Below are 15,664 nucleotides of genomic sequence, written 5' to 3' on the forward strand. Positions count from 1 at the left end.
TTTACAGGAAGCATGTTTATGGCTCAGTTTTTCATTCATCGCCCCATATTTGCTTGGGTGCTTGCCTTATTTATTATTTTGGGTGGTGTATTGTCAATTCCACAATTGCCGATCGCTCGTTATCCATCTATTGCTCCTCCGTCAGTCAGTATTATGGCGACCTACCCTGGCGCGAATCCTCAGACAATGAATGATGCTGTTTTGAGTTTGATTGAACGCGAGCTTTCAGGCGTAAAGAATATGTTGTATTTCGAATCCTCAGCAGATGGCTCTGGATCCGCTTCTATTACGGTGACATTTAAGCCGGGTACAGATCCTAAGTTGGCTCAGGTCGATGTGCAAAACAAGATTAAAGCAGTTGAAGCACGTCTACCTCAGGCAGTTCGTCAAAATGGCTTGAGTGTCGAATCAGCAACGTCGAGCTTTCTTATGATCGTCGGCCTTAAATCCGATGATGGGCGTTTTACTGAAACGTCGTTGAGTGACTATATGTCACGCAATCTGTTGGAAGAGTTTCGTCGCATCGATGGTGTAGGTAATGTACAGCTGTTTGGTTCTGAGCAGGCAATGAGGATCTGGGTAGACCCAAATAAGTTGACGTCTTATGGTTTGACTATGGCAGATCTAACGACTGCTATTACTCAGCAAAATACACAAATTGCTCCTGGTAGTGTTGGTGCGTCGCCTTCAGTAATTGGACAGCGAGTTACTGTGCCGTTGACTGTTCAAGGGCAATTGAGCTCACCTGAAGAGTTTGCCAGTATTGTCGTGAGAGCTCGCACAGACGGTTCGAAAATTGTGTTGAGTGATGTCGCGAGAGTTGAGATAGGGGCCCAATCTTACGGCTTTAGTAATCGTGAAAATGGCAAAGTATCCACTTCGGCGGCTATTCAATTGGCTCCTGGCGCTAACGCTGTTAGTACCTCAAATAAGGTGTTGGCTCGTATGGAAGAGTTGGGGCGAACCATGCCGGCAGGTATGAGTTACTCCATCCCTTTTAACACGGCACCTTTTGTCAAAGTTTCGATTGAGAAAGTAATTTATACCCTACTTGAGGCGATGGCGTTGGTATTCCTTGTGATGTTTTTGTTTTTGCAGAACATTCGCTATACCTTAATTCCAGCAATCGTTGCGCCGATTGCTTTATTGGGAACTTTCTCAATTATGCTGTTGGCAGGCTTTTCTATCAACGTGTTGACGATGTTTGGCATGGTGCTGGCCATTGGCATTATTGTCGATGATGCGATTGTTGTGGTGGAAAATGTCGAGCGGATTATGGCTAAAGAAGGGTTGAGTCCGAAGGATGCGACAGTCAAGGCAATGAGGCAGATAACTGGTGCGGTGGTTAGTATTACTTTAGTGTTAACCGCAGTATTTATTCCTATGGCTTTTGCTAGTGGTTCTGTTGGAGTGATTTATCAGCAGTTTTCACTTTCCATGGCCGTGTCTATTTTGTTTTCCGCATTTTTGGCTTTGACTCTTACACCAGCGCTTTGTGCTACCTTGCTTAAACCTCACACAGAGAAAGACTTTAAGAAAACAGGGTTCTTTGGTTGGTTCAATCGAACGTTTGATAGTATGACGAAAGGCTACGTTTCTTGTGTTGGTAAGTTGGTAGCCCGAACAGGGCGAATGATGATGATCTTTATAGTTATCGTAGCTATATTAATTCTCGCTTTACGACAGTTACCGACGTCATTTTTACCGGAAGAAGATCAGGGTTATTTCATGACGACCATTCAGTTGCCTGCTGACGCGACTAGCGAACGTACGTTGGATGTAGTGGAAGTGTTTGAAGAGTATATCGCTTCGCGTCCTGCTATTGCGTCTAATCTATCTATTTTAGGTTTTGGTTTTTCTGGTTCAGGTTCGAACGCAGCGATGGCCTTTACTGTTCTAAAAGATTGGAAAGATAGAGAATATACTACTTTGCAAGAAGAGGTATCTCTTGCGCAGCAGGCTATGGTGGATATTTCTGAAGGCTCAGCGATGAGTCTAATGCCTCCAGCAATCGATGAGTTAGATACTAGCTCAGGCTTCTCTATGCGTTTGCAGGATCGTGCCAATCGAGGCTATGAGGCATTAAAAGAAGCGGAAACAAAACTGCTTACGTTGGCGGCACAAAGTAAGGTTGTGACTGGTGTCTATCCAGATGGTTTACCTTCGGGTGTAAGTATTCAGCTGAATATTAATCGCCTTAAAGCAGAGGCCATGGGGGTGTCGTTCAGCAGTATTAGTGACACGCTTTCTACGGCGATGGGATCAACTTATGTTAGTGATTTTCCAAATGCGGGGCGCATGCAGCAGGTTATTTTACAAGCCGATGCATCGGCACGAATGCAGATAGAAGATGTGCTTAACCTATACGTGCGCAATATTAGTGGTGGCATGGTTCCTCTATCAGAAGTGGTTACTCCGGTTTGGACAGAAACGCCTTTGCAGTTAACTCGCTATCAAGGTTTTCCAGCAATACGCATTTCTGGTGCGGCAGCAGCAGGCTTTTCTAGTGGTGATGCCATGCAGGAAATGGAGCGTTTAGTGGATCAATTGCCAGCAGGCTTTGCGGTTGCTTGGAGTGGGCAGTCACTTCAAGAGCGCCAGTCGTCATCTCAAGCTCCTCTATTAATGGCGTTATCCATGTTGGTGGTGTTTTTGGTATTGGCCGCATTGTATGAAAGTTGGTCTATCCCGCTTTCTGTTATGTTGGTTGTGCCACTTGGTTTGCTTGGTGCGGTTATCGCCGTTCTGCTTCGTGAGATGCCAAATGATGTTTTCTTTAAAGTTGGTATGATTACGGTGATTGGTCTTTCTGCCAAAAACGCGATCTTAATTGTTGAGTTTGCTAAGCAGTTGCGTGAACAAGGGGAGGGGCTGATTGAGTCAGCTATGATTGCTGCTCGTCTTAGGTTGCGCCCTATTTTAATGACATCTCTTGCCTTTGGTTTGGGAGTTGTTCCCTTAGTGATTGCTTCTGGGGCCAGTGCTGAAACACAGCGCGCGATTGGTACTGGAGTATTGGGTGGGATTATCAGTGCGACCGTATTGGCCGTCTTCTTCGTTCCCGTGTTTTTTGTTTTTGTAATAGGGCTTCAAGAGCGCATTAGCCGATGGCGAGCATTGGATTAAATTATTTTTGAGTTGCTGGATAATAAGCCCGCTCATACAGGGTGTGAGTGGGTTGTGTGGTTTTGAGTGTTACGCCTTTGTATAAAGGTTGCTTGCTTGCCGGGCTCTTTCTTCTTCACTAATCGGGTTTCCTTCAATTGGTTTGAAATGACCAACAAACAATAAGCCAATTTGACTATCTCCTAAAACAACAGGTGTTAAAGTGTTGTTTTTTGCTCTCCAAATACGTAAGCCAAAAGTATGAGGTGAAAAAGAGTCTTCGCCCATTACTTTACTTTGATTGATGTGTGTATAAAGTGGTGATAATTGGTCTGGCTCGCCATCTTGATCAAGTAGTATGTGATAGTGAGTGATTTGCTGTTCGAGAAATTCAGGCGGATAGGGGGTGCGTAATACTGGTAGCCAGTTTTCCTTAGGGGACGTGTAAAAAATGCTTGGTGCTTCCGGTGAGCCATTATGAGGTGACAATAATACGGTCATCTCTACAGGAATACCGTAAGACGGCTTTACTGGGATATGGAATATTAGTTGTTTGGCTGGTGGCCGCTGTAGTACTTCTGGTGCAACATATTCTACTGATTTGTTGTCCTTCTCTTTTGTCATTGGAGGGACTTGTAGAAAGAGTTTCCAATCTTTTGTGTCTAAATTAAGTTCTTCTGGAGAATGCAGATGCGCATTACCGTTTATAAGATGACTTAATACATGTTCAATAAGGTTGGCAAAAACACTTGTTGATGCAGTGAGTGGGGATTTGTTTTGACTATCTAGATGTATTTCCTTTACTTGGTGCGCAGCGGAACTTAAGTCGACAGAGTCTTTATTGCTGATTACAGGGCGATATTTAGCTCTAGAAATCAACTTTTTCTCGTTCGGTTGAGTGCTTGCTCTATTTAACGCCTCTATAAATAGCATGGTACGACTCCTTTGTTAGCTGTCAAAGGTATCGGCCGTAATTTTGAAGAGTTTAGAGATAGTCTGTTTTTTAAACAAAAAAGACTATCTCTAAGTTTTGTTTTAACGAAGTAAGTTGGACAGCTTTGGATTTGGTTTTAAGGCTGCGCGGTAGAAAAGTGCTACTTTACCAATGGTTTGTACGGTTTCAGACTTCATTATTTTATTGATTTCTTCAATCAATGCGGTGCGAACTTCGCGATCCGTAATACTGATGCGTATTTTAATCAGTTCGTGATCTTCAAGAGCACGATCGATTTCAGTGAGAACGGTTTCTGTTAAACCGTTGCCCGCAATCATAACCACAGGATTAAGTGCGTGGCCGATTAGGCGATATTGCTTTTTTTGGGCGTTTGTAAGACTCATAGTAAAAATTTCTCATATTAGTTGACCCTCTTTATTGGAGGCTTTAGAGGTTAAGCGATATTATAGCGGAATATTGACTGATTTAGGTATGATGAAAACGTGGCAAGATCAAAAAGTAGTAATAATTGGATGAAGGAACATTTTGACGATCCGTATGTCAAAAAATCCCAACAAGATGGTTATCGCTCTAGAGCGAGTTATAAGCTGATAGAAATTAACGATAAGGATAAGTTGTTTAAGCCAGCTATGCGTGTTGTTGATCTTGGTGCCGCTCCTGGTGGTTGGTCTCAAGTAGCAGCAAAGCTGGTGGGCGATCACGGGACGATTGTTGCTTCTGATATTTTGGAAATGGCGCCTTTGCCTGGTGTAAGTTTTGTTCAGGGGGATTTTACTGAGCAAGAAGTGTACGAGGCTATTTTGGCTGAAATTGGAGATAAAAAAGCAGATCTTGTAATTTCAGATATGGCCCCCAATATGAGTGGTAACAGTTCTTCTGATCAGCCACAGGCTATGTATCTTGTAGAACTTGCCTTGGATATGGCGGCTCAAGTGTTACGTCCAGGTGGAAATTTTCTGGTAAAAGTGTTTCAGGGGGAGGGATTTGAAGAATATCTCAAAACCATGCGGGCTCAATTTGACTCCGTAGTGACGCGTAAACCGGATGCATCGCGAGCAAGAAGTCGCGAAGTTTACTTATTAGGAAGACAATATAAAGGTTAATGGGATATGTTCTGGTATGATTACTAGGAACATTTAAAATAACCGTTAAGAGGTGTGCTCTTGAACGATATGCTGAAAAATATACTGTTGTGGTTGGTGATAGCTGCTGTACTACTAACTGTGTTTAATAACTTTAATACGACATCTGACACAAATCGAATTTCTTATTCTGAGTTTGTGAAAGAAGTCCAAGATGGCCGTATAGCTAAAGTTGTTGTTGATGGTTATACCATTAGCGGCAGCCGAACTAGTGGTGACACTTTTGATACTGTGCGTCCAGCGGCAGCTGATCCAAAAATAATGGATGATTTGCTTAGCAATAATGTGATTGTTGAAGGGCGTATGCCTGAACAGCAAAGTATTTGGACTCAACTATTAGTTGCCAGTTTTCCTATTCTTCTTATTCTTGCCATCTTCATGTTTTTCATGCGCCAAATGCAAGGCGGTGGTGGCGGCAAGGGCGGCCCGATGTCTTTTGGTAAATCCAAAGCACGCCTTTTGCCTGAAGATCAAATTAAAACAACTTTTGCAGATGTCGCAGGTTGTGACGAAGCAAAAGAAGATACCTCAGAGTTGGTGGATTTTCTTCGCGAGCCAAGTAAATTTCAGCGACTAGGCGGTAAAATACCTCGTGGTATCTTGATGTGCGGGCCTCCAGGTACGGGTAAAACCTTGCTGGCTAAAGCCATTGCCGGTGAAGCAAAAGTACCATTTTTTACTATTTCTGGTTCTGACTTTGTTGAAATGTTTGTTGGTGTGGGTGCGTCTCGTGTTCGTGATATGTTTGAACAGGCGAAGAAGCACGCACCATGCATTATCTTTATCGATGAGATTGATGCTGTTGGTCGTAACCGTGGTTCCGGTATGGGTGGTGGTAACGATGAACGTGAGCAGACATTAAACCAGTTATTGGTTGAGATGGATGGTTTCGAAGGTAACGAAGGTATTATCGTTATTGCTGCGACAAACCGTCCAGATGTCTTGGATCCAGCTTTGCTGCGTCCTGGTCGTTTTGATCGTCAAGTGCAAGTAGGTTTGCCTGACATTCGTGGTCGCGAACAGATTCTAAAAGTGCATTTGCGCAAAGTACCTTGTGACGATGATGTGGAACCAAAAAACATTGCTCGTGGTACGCCAGGTTTCTCTGGTGCTGATTTGGCGAACTTAGTTAACGAAGCAGCCTTGTTTGCGGCTCGTTCTAATCGCAGATTAGTAAATATGGAGCAGCTTGAGTTAGCAAAAGACAAAATTCTCATGGGTGCTGAACGTAAAACCATGGTGATGAGTGATAAAGAGAAGCTTAATACTGCTTATCATGAGGCTGGTCATACCATTATTGGTTACTTGATGCCAGAGCATGATCCAGTATACAAAGTGTCTATTATTCCTCGTGGTCGTGCGCTTGGTGTCACTATGTATTTGCCTGAAGAAGATAAATACAGCATTAGTAAGCGTGGCCTAGAAAGTCAGGTTTGTAGTTTGTACGGTGGCCGTATTGCTGAAGAAATGATTCATGGCTTTGATGGTGTTTCTACTGGTGCATCAAACGATATTGAGCGCGCAACTAGTATAGCCCGCAACATGGTCACTAAGTGGGGGTTGTCTGAAAAGCTTGGCCCGTTCGCCTATGAAGAAGATGATAATAATGGTGGCTACATTTCTGGGCCAACTGGAAGTAAAGCAAACTATTTCTCGCCTGAAACGGGTAAGATTATAGATGCTGAGGTTCAAGATATTATTACTCGCTGCTATGCCAAAGCGACTCATATTTTAGAGGAAAACCGTTCTAAACTTGATGTTATGGCAGAAGCCTTGATGCAATATGAGACCATTGATGCCAAGCAGATCAAAGAAATTATGGATGGAAAGAAGCCTTCTGCTCCGGAAGGTTGGTCTGACCCTAGTGCAAATACTCCGAAAGGTGGCGCTAATCAAGAAATTGATGAAGTGGATGCTACATCAGATGTTAGTGCTTCGGAGAATGGCACAGACTCTGAAAATGTGGATTCTAATTCAGGGCAGACTTCACCTAAACCTGCAGGTGAATAACCTTTCATTATTAACTGATTGATATGGCTTTTTCATGTCGTTAATGCCTTTTGGGGACAAGTCGCTAGACTTGTCCCTTCCTCATGTAATGGGGATTCTAAATGTCACGCCAGATTCTTTTTCTGATGGTGGTGCTTTTAACTCTTTAGATAGTGCTTTGCGCCAGACTGAAAAGATGATTCAGGAAGGAGCTAGCATTGTTGATGTCGGTGGCGAGTCAACTCGCCCAGGTGCTTTGCCTGTATCGGTTCAGCAAGAGCTAGATCGAGTTTTGCCAATTGTAGCAGCCATAAAAAAACGTTTTGATATTGTGGTGTCGGTAGATACTAGTACTACCGAGGTGATTGAGGGAGCCGCTCGTCTGGGTATGGGCTTAATCAATGATGTCAGGGCTCTTGAACGAGAGGGAGCACTGAATGCTGCGGCTCAAACGGATTTGCCGATTTGCCTAATGCATATGAAAGGTATGCCGCAGACCATGCAAGATAAGCCAGATTATGCTTCGGTGGTTGATGAAGTATCGAGTTACTTATTGTCTAGGGTTGATGCCTGTGAGTCGGCGGGAATTGCTCGGTCTCGCATTATTTTGGATCCTGGTATTGGGTTCGGAAAAACGTTGGCGCATAATTTATCCTTGCTGAAGCACACCGAGCTATTCACTGGTATGGGCTTTGATGTCCTTATTGGTCTTTCGAGAAAAACTATGATTGGGGAGGCTTTGGGTCTGCCTGTTGAAGAGCGCTTATATGGCACTATGGGGGCAAATGCTTCTGCCTATTTGAAGGGGGCTCGTATTTTTAGGGTTCATGACGTTAGGCCGCATGTTGAAATGTTGGCGCTAATGTCTCGTATTGAGAGAGAGATTTAATGCGCAAGTATTTTGGTACAGATGGAATTCGTGGGAAAGTTGGTACGACGCCAATTACGCCTGAGTTTATGCTTAAGCTTGGTTGGGCGGCTGGCCAGGTTTTTAAAGAAAATGATAAGAAAATTCTGATAGGGAAAGATACGCGTATTTCTGGTTACATGTTTGAGTCTGCGCTTGAGTCTGGCATTGTTGCGGCCGGTGCGGATGTGCGTTTAGTTGGTCCTATGCCAACGCCTGCGATTGCATATCTTACTCGCACATTCCGCGCAAGTGCAGGGATTGTTATTAGTGCCTCTCATAATCCTTATACTGATAATGGCATTAAGTTTTTTTCTGCTGAAGGTGGAAAAATCTCGGATGAGCTAGAAGAGCGGATTGAGTATTTTCTTGAGCAACCAATGGAAGTGGTTGAGTCAAGTCAAATTGGTCGTGCGAAACGTATTGATGATGCCGCAGGGCGCTACATTGAGTATTGTAAAGGTACGTTTCCTATTGGCTTGCAGTTAAGTGGTCTTAAAATCGTTGTCGATTGTGCTGATGGTGCTACCTATCACGTTGCACCTCGCGTGTTTTCAGAGTTAGGGGCTGAAGTTATATCGATTGGCGTTAATCCTGATGGATTGAATATTAATGAATTTAGTGGTGCGACTAAGCCTGAGTTGTTACGCAAAAATGTGTTAGCTGAAGAAGCAGATCTTGGTATCGCGCTTGATGGTGATGGTGATCGCTTGATATTGGTGGATCGTCACGGTGTGGTGCGCGATGGCGATGATATTCTATATATTATTGCCAATCACCTGATGCGTACTGGGCGTTTTAGCGGTGGTGTTGTTGGTACTCTGATGAGTAACTTCGGCTTGGAATTGGCGTTCTCTGAAACGGGTATTGGCTTTAGTCGAGCTGCGGTTGGAGATAGGTATGTCAATGAAAAATTGATGCAGCACGGTTGGGTATTGGGTGGTGAGCCATCCGGGCATATCGTATGCCGCTCAATTACTACGACAGGCGATGGTATCATTGCTGCTCTTCAGGTGCTTCGTGCGATGGTTGAAGAGGGGAAGGCGCTTGATGAGCTTTTGGTTGGCTTGGTTAAATTTCCACAGAAGTTGAAAAATATTCGTGTGGCTAAGCGTTTTGTTCCAAATGAAGAGCCAACTTTGCAAAAAGCAATTGCCGTAGCAAATGAGCGCCTAAATGGCTTGGGTCGTGTATTGCTTAGGGCCTCTGGTACTGAACCTTTGATTCGAGTTATGGTCGAGGGTCGGGATAATGATACTGTAGATGAGCTTGTTGAATATTTAGTTGAAGAAGTTAATTCTGTCGTTTCAGCTAAAGCAGATACATAAAACGAATTTTATGTATCGAATGACAATAAATACTTGAAACCAAAGCGCCCATTCCATAGAATGGGCGCCTCGAATTTAGGGGTTAGGATATGATTCGTCAGAAAATAGTGGCTGGTAACTGGAAAATGAATGGCTCGAAAGAGTCTATTGTTTCACTGATTAGCGGTTTGCTTGAGATGGACAGTTCTAGCTCTGAAGTGGTTGTTGCTCCATCTTTTCCCTATTTGTCGCAAGTTGATGGTTTGATATCTGCTAGTAGCATAGTTTTAGCTGCGCAGAATGTTAGCCAGGAAGTAAAGGGCGCCTTTACAGGTGAAGTGTCTACTTCTATGTTGGGTGACTTTGGGGTTAAGTATGTGTTGCTTGGTCATTCAGAGAGACGTTCTCTTTATGGTGAAACAAATGAGCTTGTCGCTTCTAAAGTGAAAACTGTTTTAGATTCTGGTTTAACCCCGATGCTGTGTATCGGTGAAACATTGGCGGAACGAGAGTCAGGTAAAACGCTAGAGATTTGCGAACAGCAACTTCAAGCTGTCATTGATCTTGTGGGGATTGCCTCTTTTGAGCAGTTGGTTATTGCTTATGAGCCGGTGTGGGCAATAGGAACTGGCTTGTCAGCTAGTGCAGAACAGGCACAAGAGGTTCATGAATCTATTCGGTCTTTTTTAGCTAAATCATCTGAGTCTGTTTCTCAAAAAGTTCAGATTTTGTATGGTGGAAGTGTTAAAGCATCAACGAGCTCGGCTTTGTTTCAAATGCCTGATGTAGATGGTGCTCTTGTTGGTGGTGCATCTCTTGATGCAAAAGAATTTATCGCGATTGTAAAAACAGCAGGTTAATTAATGGAAGCACTTATTTTAGTTTTGCATGTACTAGCGGCGGTTGTCATTATCGCGTTGGTTTTGTTGCAGCAAGGCAAGGGTGCGGACGCTGGCGCCTCTTTCGGTGGTGGTGCGTCGCAAACAGTATTTGGTAGTCAAGGTGGTGGTAGTTTCTTTGGAAAGATGACTGCTGTGTTTGCTTTGGTTTTCTTTTTGACTAGCTTTGGTTTGGCATATTTTGCTAGCGAGCAGGCGAAAAGTGTATCTGGTGCGCTTGATTTTGTTCCTTCAGCTCCTCAAGTTGAAGAAACGGTGGGTTTGCCAGAGCTGGGTGATAAAAAGAAGACATCCTCTGATTTACCTGTAACTGAGTAATATTTAGTTATATAATTTTTGAAAGTGTTTGTGTTGGTTTTGTAGTGCTTTGCGGATGTGGCGGAATTGGTAGACGCGCCACCTTGAGGGGGTGGTGAGCTATGCTCGTGGGGGTTCGAGTCCCCCCATCCGCACCAATCTTGAATTGATGTCGTGTTTTGTGTATGATGTCGAAATATTGATGCAGAGCAATCTGGTTTGTCGAGATTTGAATTTCTTTTAGAAGATATTCTTCTCATGGTTTTTCTAGTATAGGTATCCGCACCAGTTTGTTCTTAGTGTTTAGTGTCAGGATTGACGACCTTCTTTATTGAAGGACGCTCTCTCAGGTTTATTTGAGTAGAGTGCTGAGAACCCCTATATGGGGTTTTTTGTTATCTGTACTGCTACTGTTTGTAAATGAAAATGGGCCTTGAGCCCGTTTTTTGTTTCTGCGTTTTACAAAATTGGTTTTCGGAGAAAACGATTGTCAGCAAAATATACGATTTTAGAAGAACTTATTCGACCAGTCGTTGAAGGTTTAGGGTTTGAGTTTTGGGGAATGGAATACTTATCTTTAGGTAAAGATTCTGTGCTTCGTATTTATATTGAAACGGATGCTGAAAAAGGGATTGATGTAGAAGATTGCGCCCGAGTTAGCCGTCAAGTTAGTTCTATTCTAGATGTTGAAGACCCTATTACAGGGGAGTACAACCTAGAAGTATCGTCACCAGGTTTAGATCGGCCTTTATTCAGTTTGGCTCAATATCAGGCTTATATCGGTTCTATTGTTTCTTTGCGCTTACGTGTGCCTTTTGATGGGCGACGTAAATTTAAAGGGCAACTAATGGGGATCGAAAGCGAAGATATTGTTATTCGCGTAGATCAAGAAGAATACTTATTGCCTATCGATTTAATTGATAAGGCAAATGTTGTTCCACAATTTTAAAAATTAACCTTGAAGAGAGGCTAAAAGGATGAGCAAAGAAATTCTTTTGGTAGTGGAAGCCGTTTCCAACGAGAAAGATGTTCCGAAACAAGTTATTTTCGAAGCCGTTGAAATTGCTTTAGCTAGTGCTGCCAAACGCCGTTTTGAAGAAGATGCATTAATTCGTGTCTCTATTGATCAGCGTACAGGTGATTACAAAACTTACCGTCAATGGCATATTGTTGCAGATGAAGATTATTCTGCTCCAGCATTTGAATTAACTATTGATGATTCTGAAGAACAAAATCTTGGTGTGCCAATTGGCGAGATTTACGAAGAAGAAGTTGAGTCTGAAGTTTTTGGTCGTATTGCTGCCCAAACAGCAAAACAAGTTATCGTGCAAAAAGTGCGTGAAGCTGAACGAGCTAAAATGGTGGCGTTGTACACTGAAAAAGTTGGTAAGCTTGTTCATGGACAGGTCAAAAAAGTAACTCGTGATAGCTTGATTATAGATCTTGGTGAAAACGCAGAAGCGTCATTGCCGAAAGATCAATTGATCGCTCGTGAAAGCTTCAGAATGAATGACCGTATTCGTGCATTGTTACTTGAAATTCGCGATGACAGCCGTGGTGCGCAATTGATTCTTTCTCGTAACGCACCTGCGTTTATGATCGAGTTGTTCCGCCTTGAAGTGCCAGAGATTTCGGAAGAAGTTATCGAAATTCGCGGTGCTGCGCGAGATCCAGGTCTACGAGCCAAAATTGCCGTGAAAACAAACGATCGCCGTATTGATCCCATCGGTGCTTGTGTTGGTATGCGCGGTGCGCGAGTTCAGGCAGTCTCTAATGAGATGAATGGCGAGCGTGTTGATATCGTACTTTGGGACGATAACCCAGCTCAGCTAGTTATCAATGCAATGGCGCCTGCAGAAGTAGACTCTATTGTCATTGATGAAGATGCGCATTCAATGGATGTTGCAGTGAAGAGTGATAATTTAGCGCAAGCGATTGGCCGTAACGGTCAAAACGTTCGTTTAGCGTCTACTCTGACTGGTTGGTCTTTGAATGTAATGACCAGCGAAGATGCAGAAGCTAAGCAGCAAGAAGAGTCGCAAAAGCTGATTGATATCTTCGTTAATGGATTAGATATCGATGATGATTTGGCGATCCAGATGGTTGATGAGGGATTCACTTCTTTAGAAGAAGTCGCTTATATCCCAATGGAAGAAATGTTAGACATCGATGGATTTGATGAAGATTTAGTAAACGAACTGCGTTCACGTGCAAAAGAGGCCTTGCTTAATCAAGCGCTTCAAGCTGAAGAGCAATTAGACGATGCCAAGCCTGCTGCCGACTTATTGGCGATGGAAGGAATGGATAATCACCTTGCTTTGGTCCTGGCTTCTATGGGTGTGATTACAATGGAAGATTTGGCTGAACAATCAGTTGATGAGTTGCTTAGCGTTGAAGGTATGACTGAAGAGCGTGCAGGTCGTCTTATTTTGACTGCTCGTGCACCTTGGTTTACTGAATCTGAATAAAATCTGAGTACATAAGGGGGAACTTAATGACAGTTCAAACCGTAAAGATACTATCCGAGCTGGTAAGTACGCCAGTCGATAAGCTACTAGCTCAGATGAAAGACGCTGGCCTGCCTCAAACGAGTGCAAGTCAAGAAGTCTCTGAAGTTGAAAAGCAAGTTCTATTGAGTTATTTAAAACGTCAACATGGTGAAGAAGGCGATAATAGCCAGCGTATTACCTTGCAGCGTAAGACAACAAGTACTTTGTCTCGTGATGGCGGAAAAGCCGTTAATGTTGCTGTTAAGAAAAAACGTACCTATGTTAAGCGTGATGATGAAGAAGCTCAGAAACAAGAAGAGTTAGCAAAGCGTCTTGCTGAAGAGCAAGAGCGTTTAGCGCAAGAAAAAGCTCGCCTTGAATTAGAGCGTAAGCAAGAAGAAGAGAAGGCGGCTAAAGCGAAGGCTGAAGCCGAAGAAAAAGCGCGTCAAGAAGCAGCGGTGAAAAACGTCGTAGCGGATGCTGGCGCGGTCAATGAAACGGAGCAGTATGTTTCCGATACAGGAGCGGCAGAACCCGTGGAATCACCGAAGCAGCCTAAGGCGTCGAAAAAAGTGTCTCAACCAGCAATGGATAGTAAGAAATCAACTGTTGCCCCTAAAGGTAAAAAGGGTCCAGTTAGACATGATAACGACAAAGATAAAGATAAACCTCGTGGTCGAGTAAACCCAGACAATAAACGTACTTCACGTGTCAATGTGAATGACGAAGATGAATTTACTCGTCGTGGTAAATTGGGTCGTAAGAATAAGAAACCGTCTAAACAAGAGCATGGTTTCCAAAAGCCTACGGCTAAAATGATTCACGAAGTAGCATTGCCAGAAAGTATTACAGTAGCTGATCTTGCTGAAAAAATGGCAGTGAAGGGCGCTGAAGTTATTAAGATCATGTTCAAAATGGGCGCTATGGCGACTATTAACCAGACAATTGACCGTGACACAGCAACCTTGGTCGTTGAAGAAATGGGTCACACGGTTAAGTTTATCGATGAGAATGCTGTCGAAAACGATATGATCGAAGCGATTGACTACCAAGGTGAAGCAATTAAACGCGCACCAGTAGTTACGGTAATGGGTCACGTTGACCATGGTAAAACATCATTACTTGATTACATTCGTACCACTCGCGTTGCTGCGGGTGAGTCTGGCGGTATTACCCAGCACATTGGTGCTTACCATGTTGAAACGCCACATGGCATGATCAGCTTCTTAGATACACCTGGACATGCTGCGTTTACTTCTATGCGTGCTCGTGGTGCCAAGGCGACAGACATTGTTATTCTAGTTTGTGCTGCTGATGATGGTGTTATGCCACAAACAATCGAGGCTATCCAGCACGCACGTGCAGCTGGTGTACCAATGGTTGTTGCGATGACTAAGATAGATAAAGAAGGCGCTGATATCGATCGTGTTAAAAACGAATTGGTAGCGCAAGAAGTTGTGCCAGAGGAATGGGGTGGCGACATCCAGTTTGTTGGTGTATCTGCAAAATCTGGTGAAGGCATCGAAGCTCTTTTAGAAGCGGTTCTTCTTCAGGCTGAAGTATTAGAGTTGACGGCTGTTCCTAGCGCTCCTGCTAAAGGGGTTGTTGTTGAAGCTCGCCTTGATCGTGGTCGTGGTTCTGTTGCAACTTTGCTTGTGCAAAACGGTACTTTGAAGAAAGGCGACATAGTGTTAGCTGGCCTTCAAATGGGTCGTGTTCGTGCTTTGTTGGATGAAACTGGTAAGGCCATTGACTCTGCAGGTCCTTCTATTCCTGTTGAGATCTTAGGTCTTGATGGAACGCCAGAAGCAGGTGAAGAATTCATCGTTGTAGCTGATGAGCGTAAAGCACGTGAAGTTGCGAACTTCCGTCAAGGTAAATACCGTGAAGTACGCTTTGCTCGTCAACACTCAGCTAAGTTAGAGAACTTGTTCTCTGAAATGGGTAAAGATGAAGTTCGTACTTTGAATGTTGTTCTAAAAGCCGATGTTCGTGGTTCTCTAGAAGCTTTGATCAAGTCATTGACTGATATGAACACAGACGAAGTAAAAGTGAATGTTGTTTCTAGCGGTGTTGGTGGTATTACCGAAACCGATGCGACTCTAGCTTTGGCGTCTGATGCGGTTATCTTTGGTTTCAACGTACGTGCTGATAATTCGGCTAAGCAGTTTATTGAGCGTGAGAGTATCGACCTTCGTTACTACAGCGTCATCTATAACATCATTGATGATGTTAAATCTGCATTGTCTGGTATGTTGTCTCCAGATCTTCGTGAAGACATCAAAGGTACGGCGGAAGTACGTGACGTATTCCGTTCACCTAAGTTTGGCTTGATTGCTGGTTGTATGGTTATCGAAGGTACGGTTTACCGTAACAAACAGATTCGTGTATTGCGTGATGATGTTGTTATTTACGAAGGTGAGCTTGAGTCGCTTCGTCGTTTCAAAGATGCAGTTAACGAAGTTAGCCGCGGTATGGAATGTGGTATCGGCGTGAAAAACTACAACGATGTCAAAGTAGGCGATAAGATCGAGGTTTTTGAAACCGTCGAAGTAGCGCGTACACTTTAATAGG

12 protein-coding genes and 1 tRNA gene are annotated in these 15,664 nt (G+C 43.5%); 11 read left to right on the forward strand and 2 right to left on the reverse strand.

Annotated features, from left to right (window positions below; all coding sequences use genetic code 11):
- Window positions 1–18 precede the first annotated feature (18 nt).
- Window positions 19–3,126, forward strand: a complete 3,108-nt coding sequence (locus B6N13_RS19085; RefSeq protein WP_012068734.1) for an efflux RND transporter permease subunit — start codon at window positions 19–21, stop codon at window positions 3,124–3,126.
- Window positions 3,127–3,195: 69 nt separating this feature from the next.
- Here B6N13_RS19085 and B6N13_RS19090 read toward each other — a convergent pair whose 3' ends face one another.
- A complete protein-coding gene (locus B6N13_RS19090; protein ID WP_169460301.1) occupies window positions 3,196–4,038 on the reverse strand; it encodes a hypothetical protein in 843 nt (280 codons plus the stop codon).
- 102 nt (window positions 4,039–4,140) lie between these two features.
- Entirely contained in the window at window positions 4,141–4,443 is a 303-nt protein-coding gene (locus B6N13_RS19095; protein ID WP_012068736.1) for a YhbY family RNA-binding protein, read from the reverse strand.
- A 99-nt stretch (window positions 4,444–4,542) separates the two neighbouring features.
- Here B6N13_RS19095 and rlmE point away from each other — a divergent pair, with 99 nt between their 5' ends.
- From rlmE to infB, 10 genes are all read left to right on the forward strand, one after another.
- A complete protein-coding gene (gene rlmE / locus B6N13_RS19100; RefSeq protein ID WP_083766318.1) occupies window positions 4,543–5,163 on the forward strand; it encodes a 23S rRNA (uridine(2552)-2'-O)-methyltransferase RlmE in 621 nt (206 codons plus the stop codon).
- A 60-nt stretch (window positions 5,164–5,223) separates the two neighbouring features.
- The gene (ftsH, locus tag B6N13_RS19105; RefSeq protein WP_048813921.1) at window positions 5,224–7,212 is read left to right on the forward strand and encodes an ATP-dependent zinc metalloprotease FtsH; all 1,989 of its coding nucleotides are present in this window, start codon (window positions 5,224–5,226) and stop codon (window positions 7,210–7,212) included.
- A 34-nt stretch (window positions 7,213–7,246) separates the two neighbouring features.
- The gene (folP, locus tag B6N13_RS19110) at window positions 7,247–8,080 is read left to right on the forward strand and encodes a dihydropteroate synthase (RefSeq protein WP_169460302.1); all 834 of its coding nucleotides are present in this window, start codon (window positions 7,247–7,249) and stop codon (window positions 8,078–8,080) included.
- A complete protein-coding gene (glmM, locus tag B6N13_RS19115) occupies window positions 8,080–9,426 on the forward strand; it encodes a phosphoglucosamine mutase (protein WP_012068740.1) in 1,347 nt (448 codons plus the stop codon). Before folP ends, glmM begins: the two co-directional genes overlap by 1 nt.
- 89 nt (window positions 9,427–9,515) lie before the next feature.
- On the forward strand, window positions 9,516–10,265 hold the full coding sequence (gene tpiA, locus B6N13_RS19120; RefSeq protein ID WP_012068741.1) for a triose-phosphate isomerase: 750 nt from the start codon (window positions 9,516–9,518) through the stop codon (window positions 10,263–10,265).
- Window positions 10,266–10,268: 3 nt separating this feature from the next.
- Window positions 10,269–10,622 (forward strand): preprotein translocase subunit SecG, encoded by a 354-nt coding sequence (gene secG, locus B6N13_RS19125; RefSeq protein ID WP_012068742.1) that lies wholly within the window; start codon window positions 10,269–10,271, stop codon window positions 10,620–10,622.
- Window positions 10,623–10,673: 51 nt separating this feature from the next.
- Window positions 10,674–10,759, forward strand: a tRNA-Leu gene (locus B6N13_RS19130).
- Window positions 10,760–11,088: 329 nt separating this feature from the next.
- Window positions 11,089–11,550, forward strand: coding sequence for a ribosome maturation factor RimP (gene rimP / locus B6N13_RS19135; RefSeq protein WP_012068743.1), 462 nt, complete (start codon window positions 11,089–11,091; stop codon window positions 11,548–11,550).
- 28 nt (window positions 11,551–11,578) lie between these two features.
- A complete protein-coding gene (nusA, locus tag B6N13_RS19140) occupies window positions 11,579–13,069 on the forward strand; it encodes a transcription termination factor NusA (protein WP_012068744.1) in 1,491 nt (496 codons plus the stop codon).
- Between the two features lie 26 nt (window positions 13,070–13,095).
- Window positions 13,096–15,660, forward strand: a complete 2,565-nt coding sequence (infB, locus tag B6N13_RS19145) for a translation initiation factor IF-2 (protein ID WP_012068745.1) — start codon at window positions 13,096–13,098, stop codon at window positions 15,658–15,660.
- Window positions 15,661–15,664: the final 4 nt, after the last annotated feature.

Source organism: Marinomonas sp. UCMA 3892 (genome assembly GCF_012726345.1).
Taxonomy (GTDB): Bacteria; Pseudomonadota; Gammaproteobacteria; order Pseudomonadales; family Marinomonadaceae; genus Marinomonas.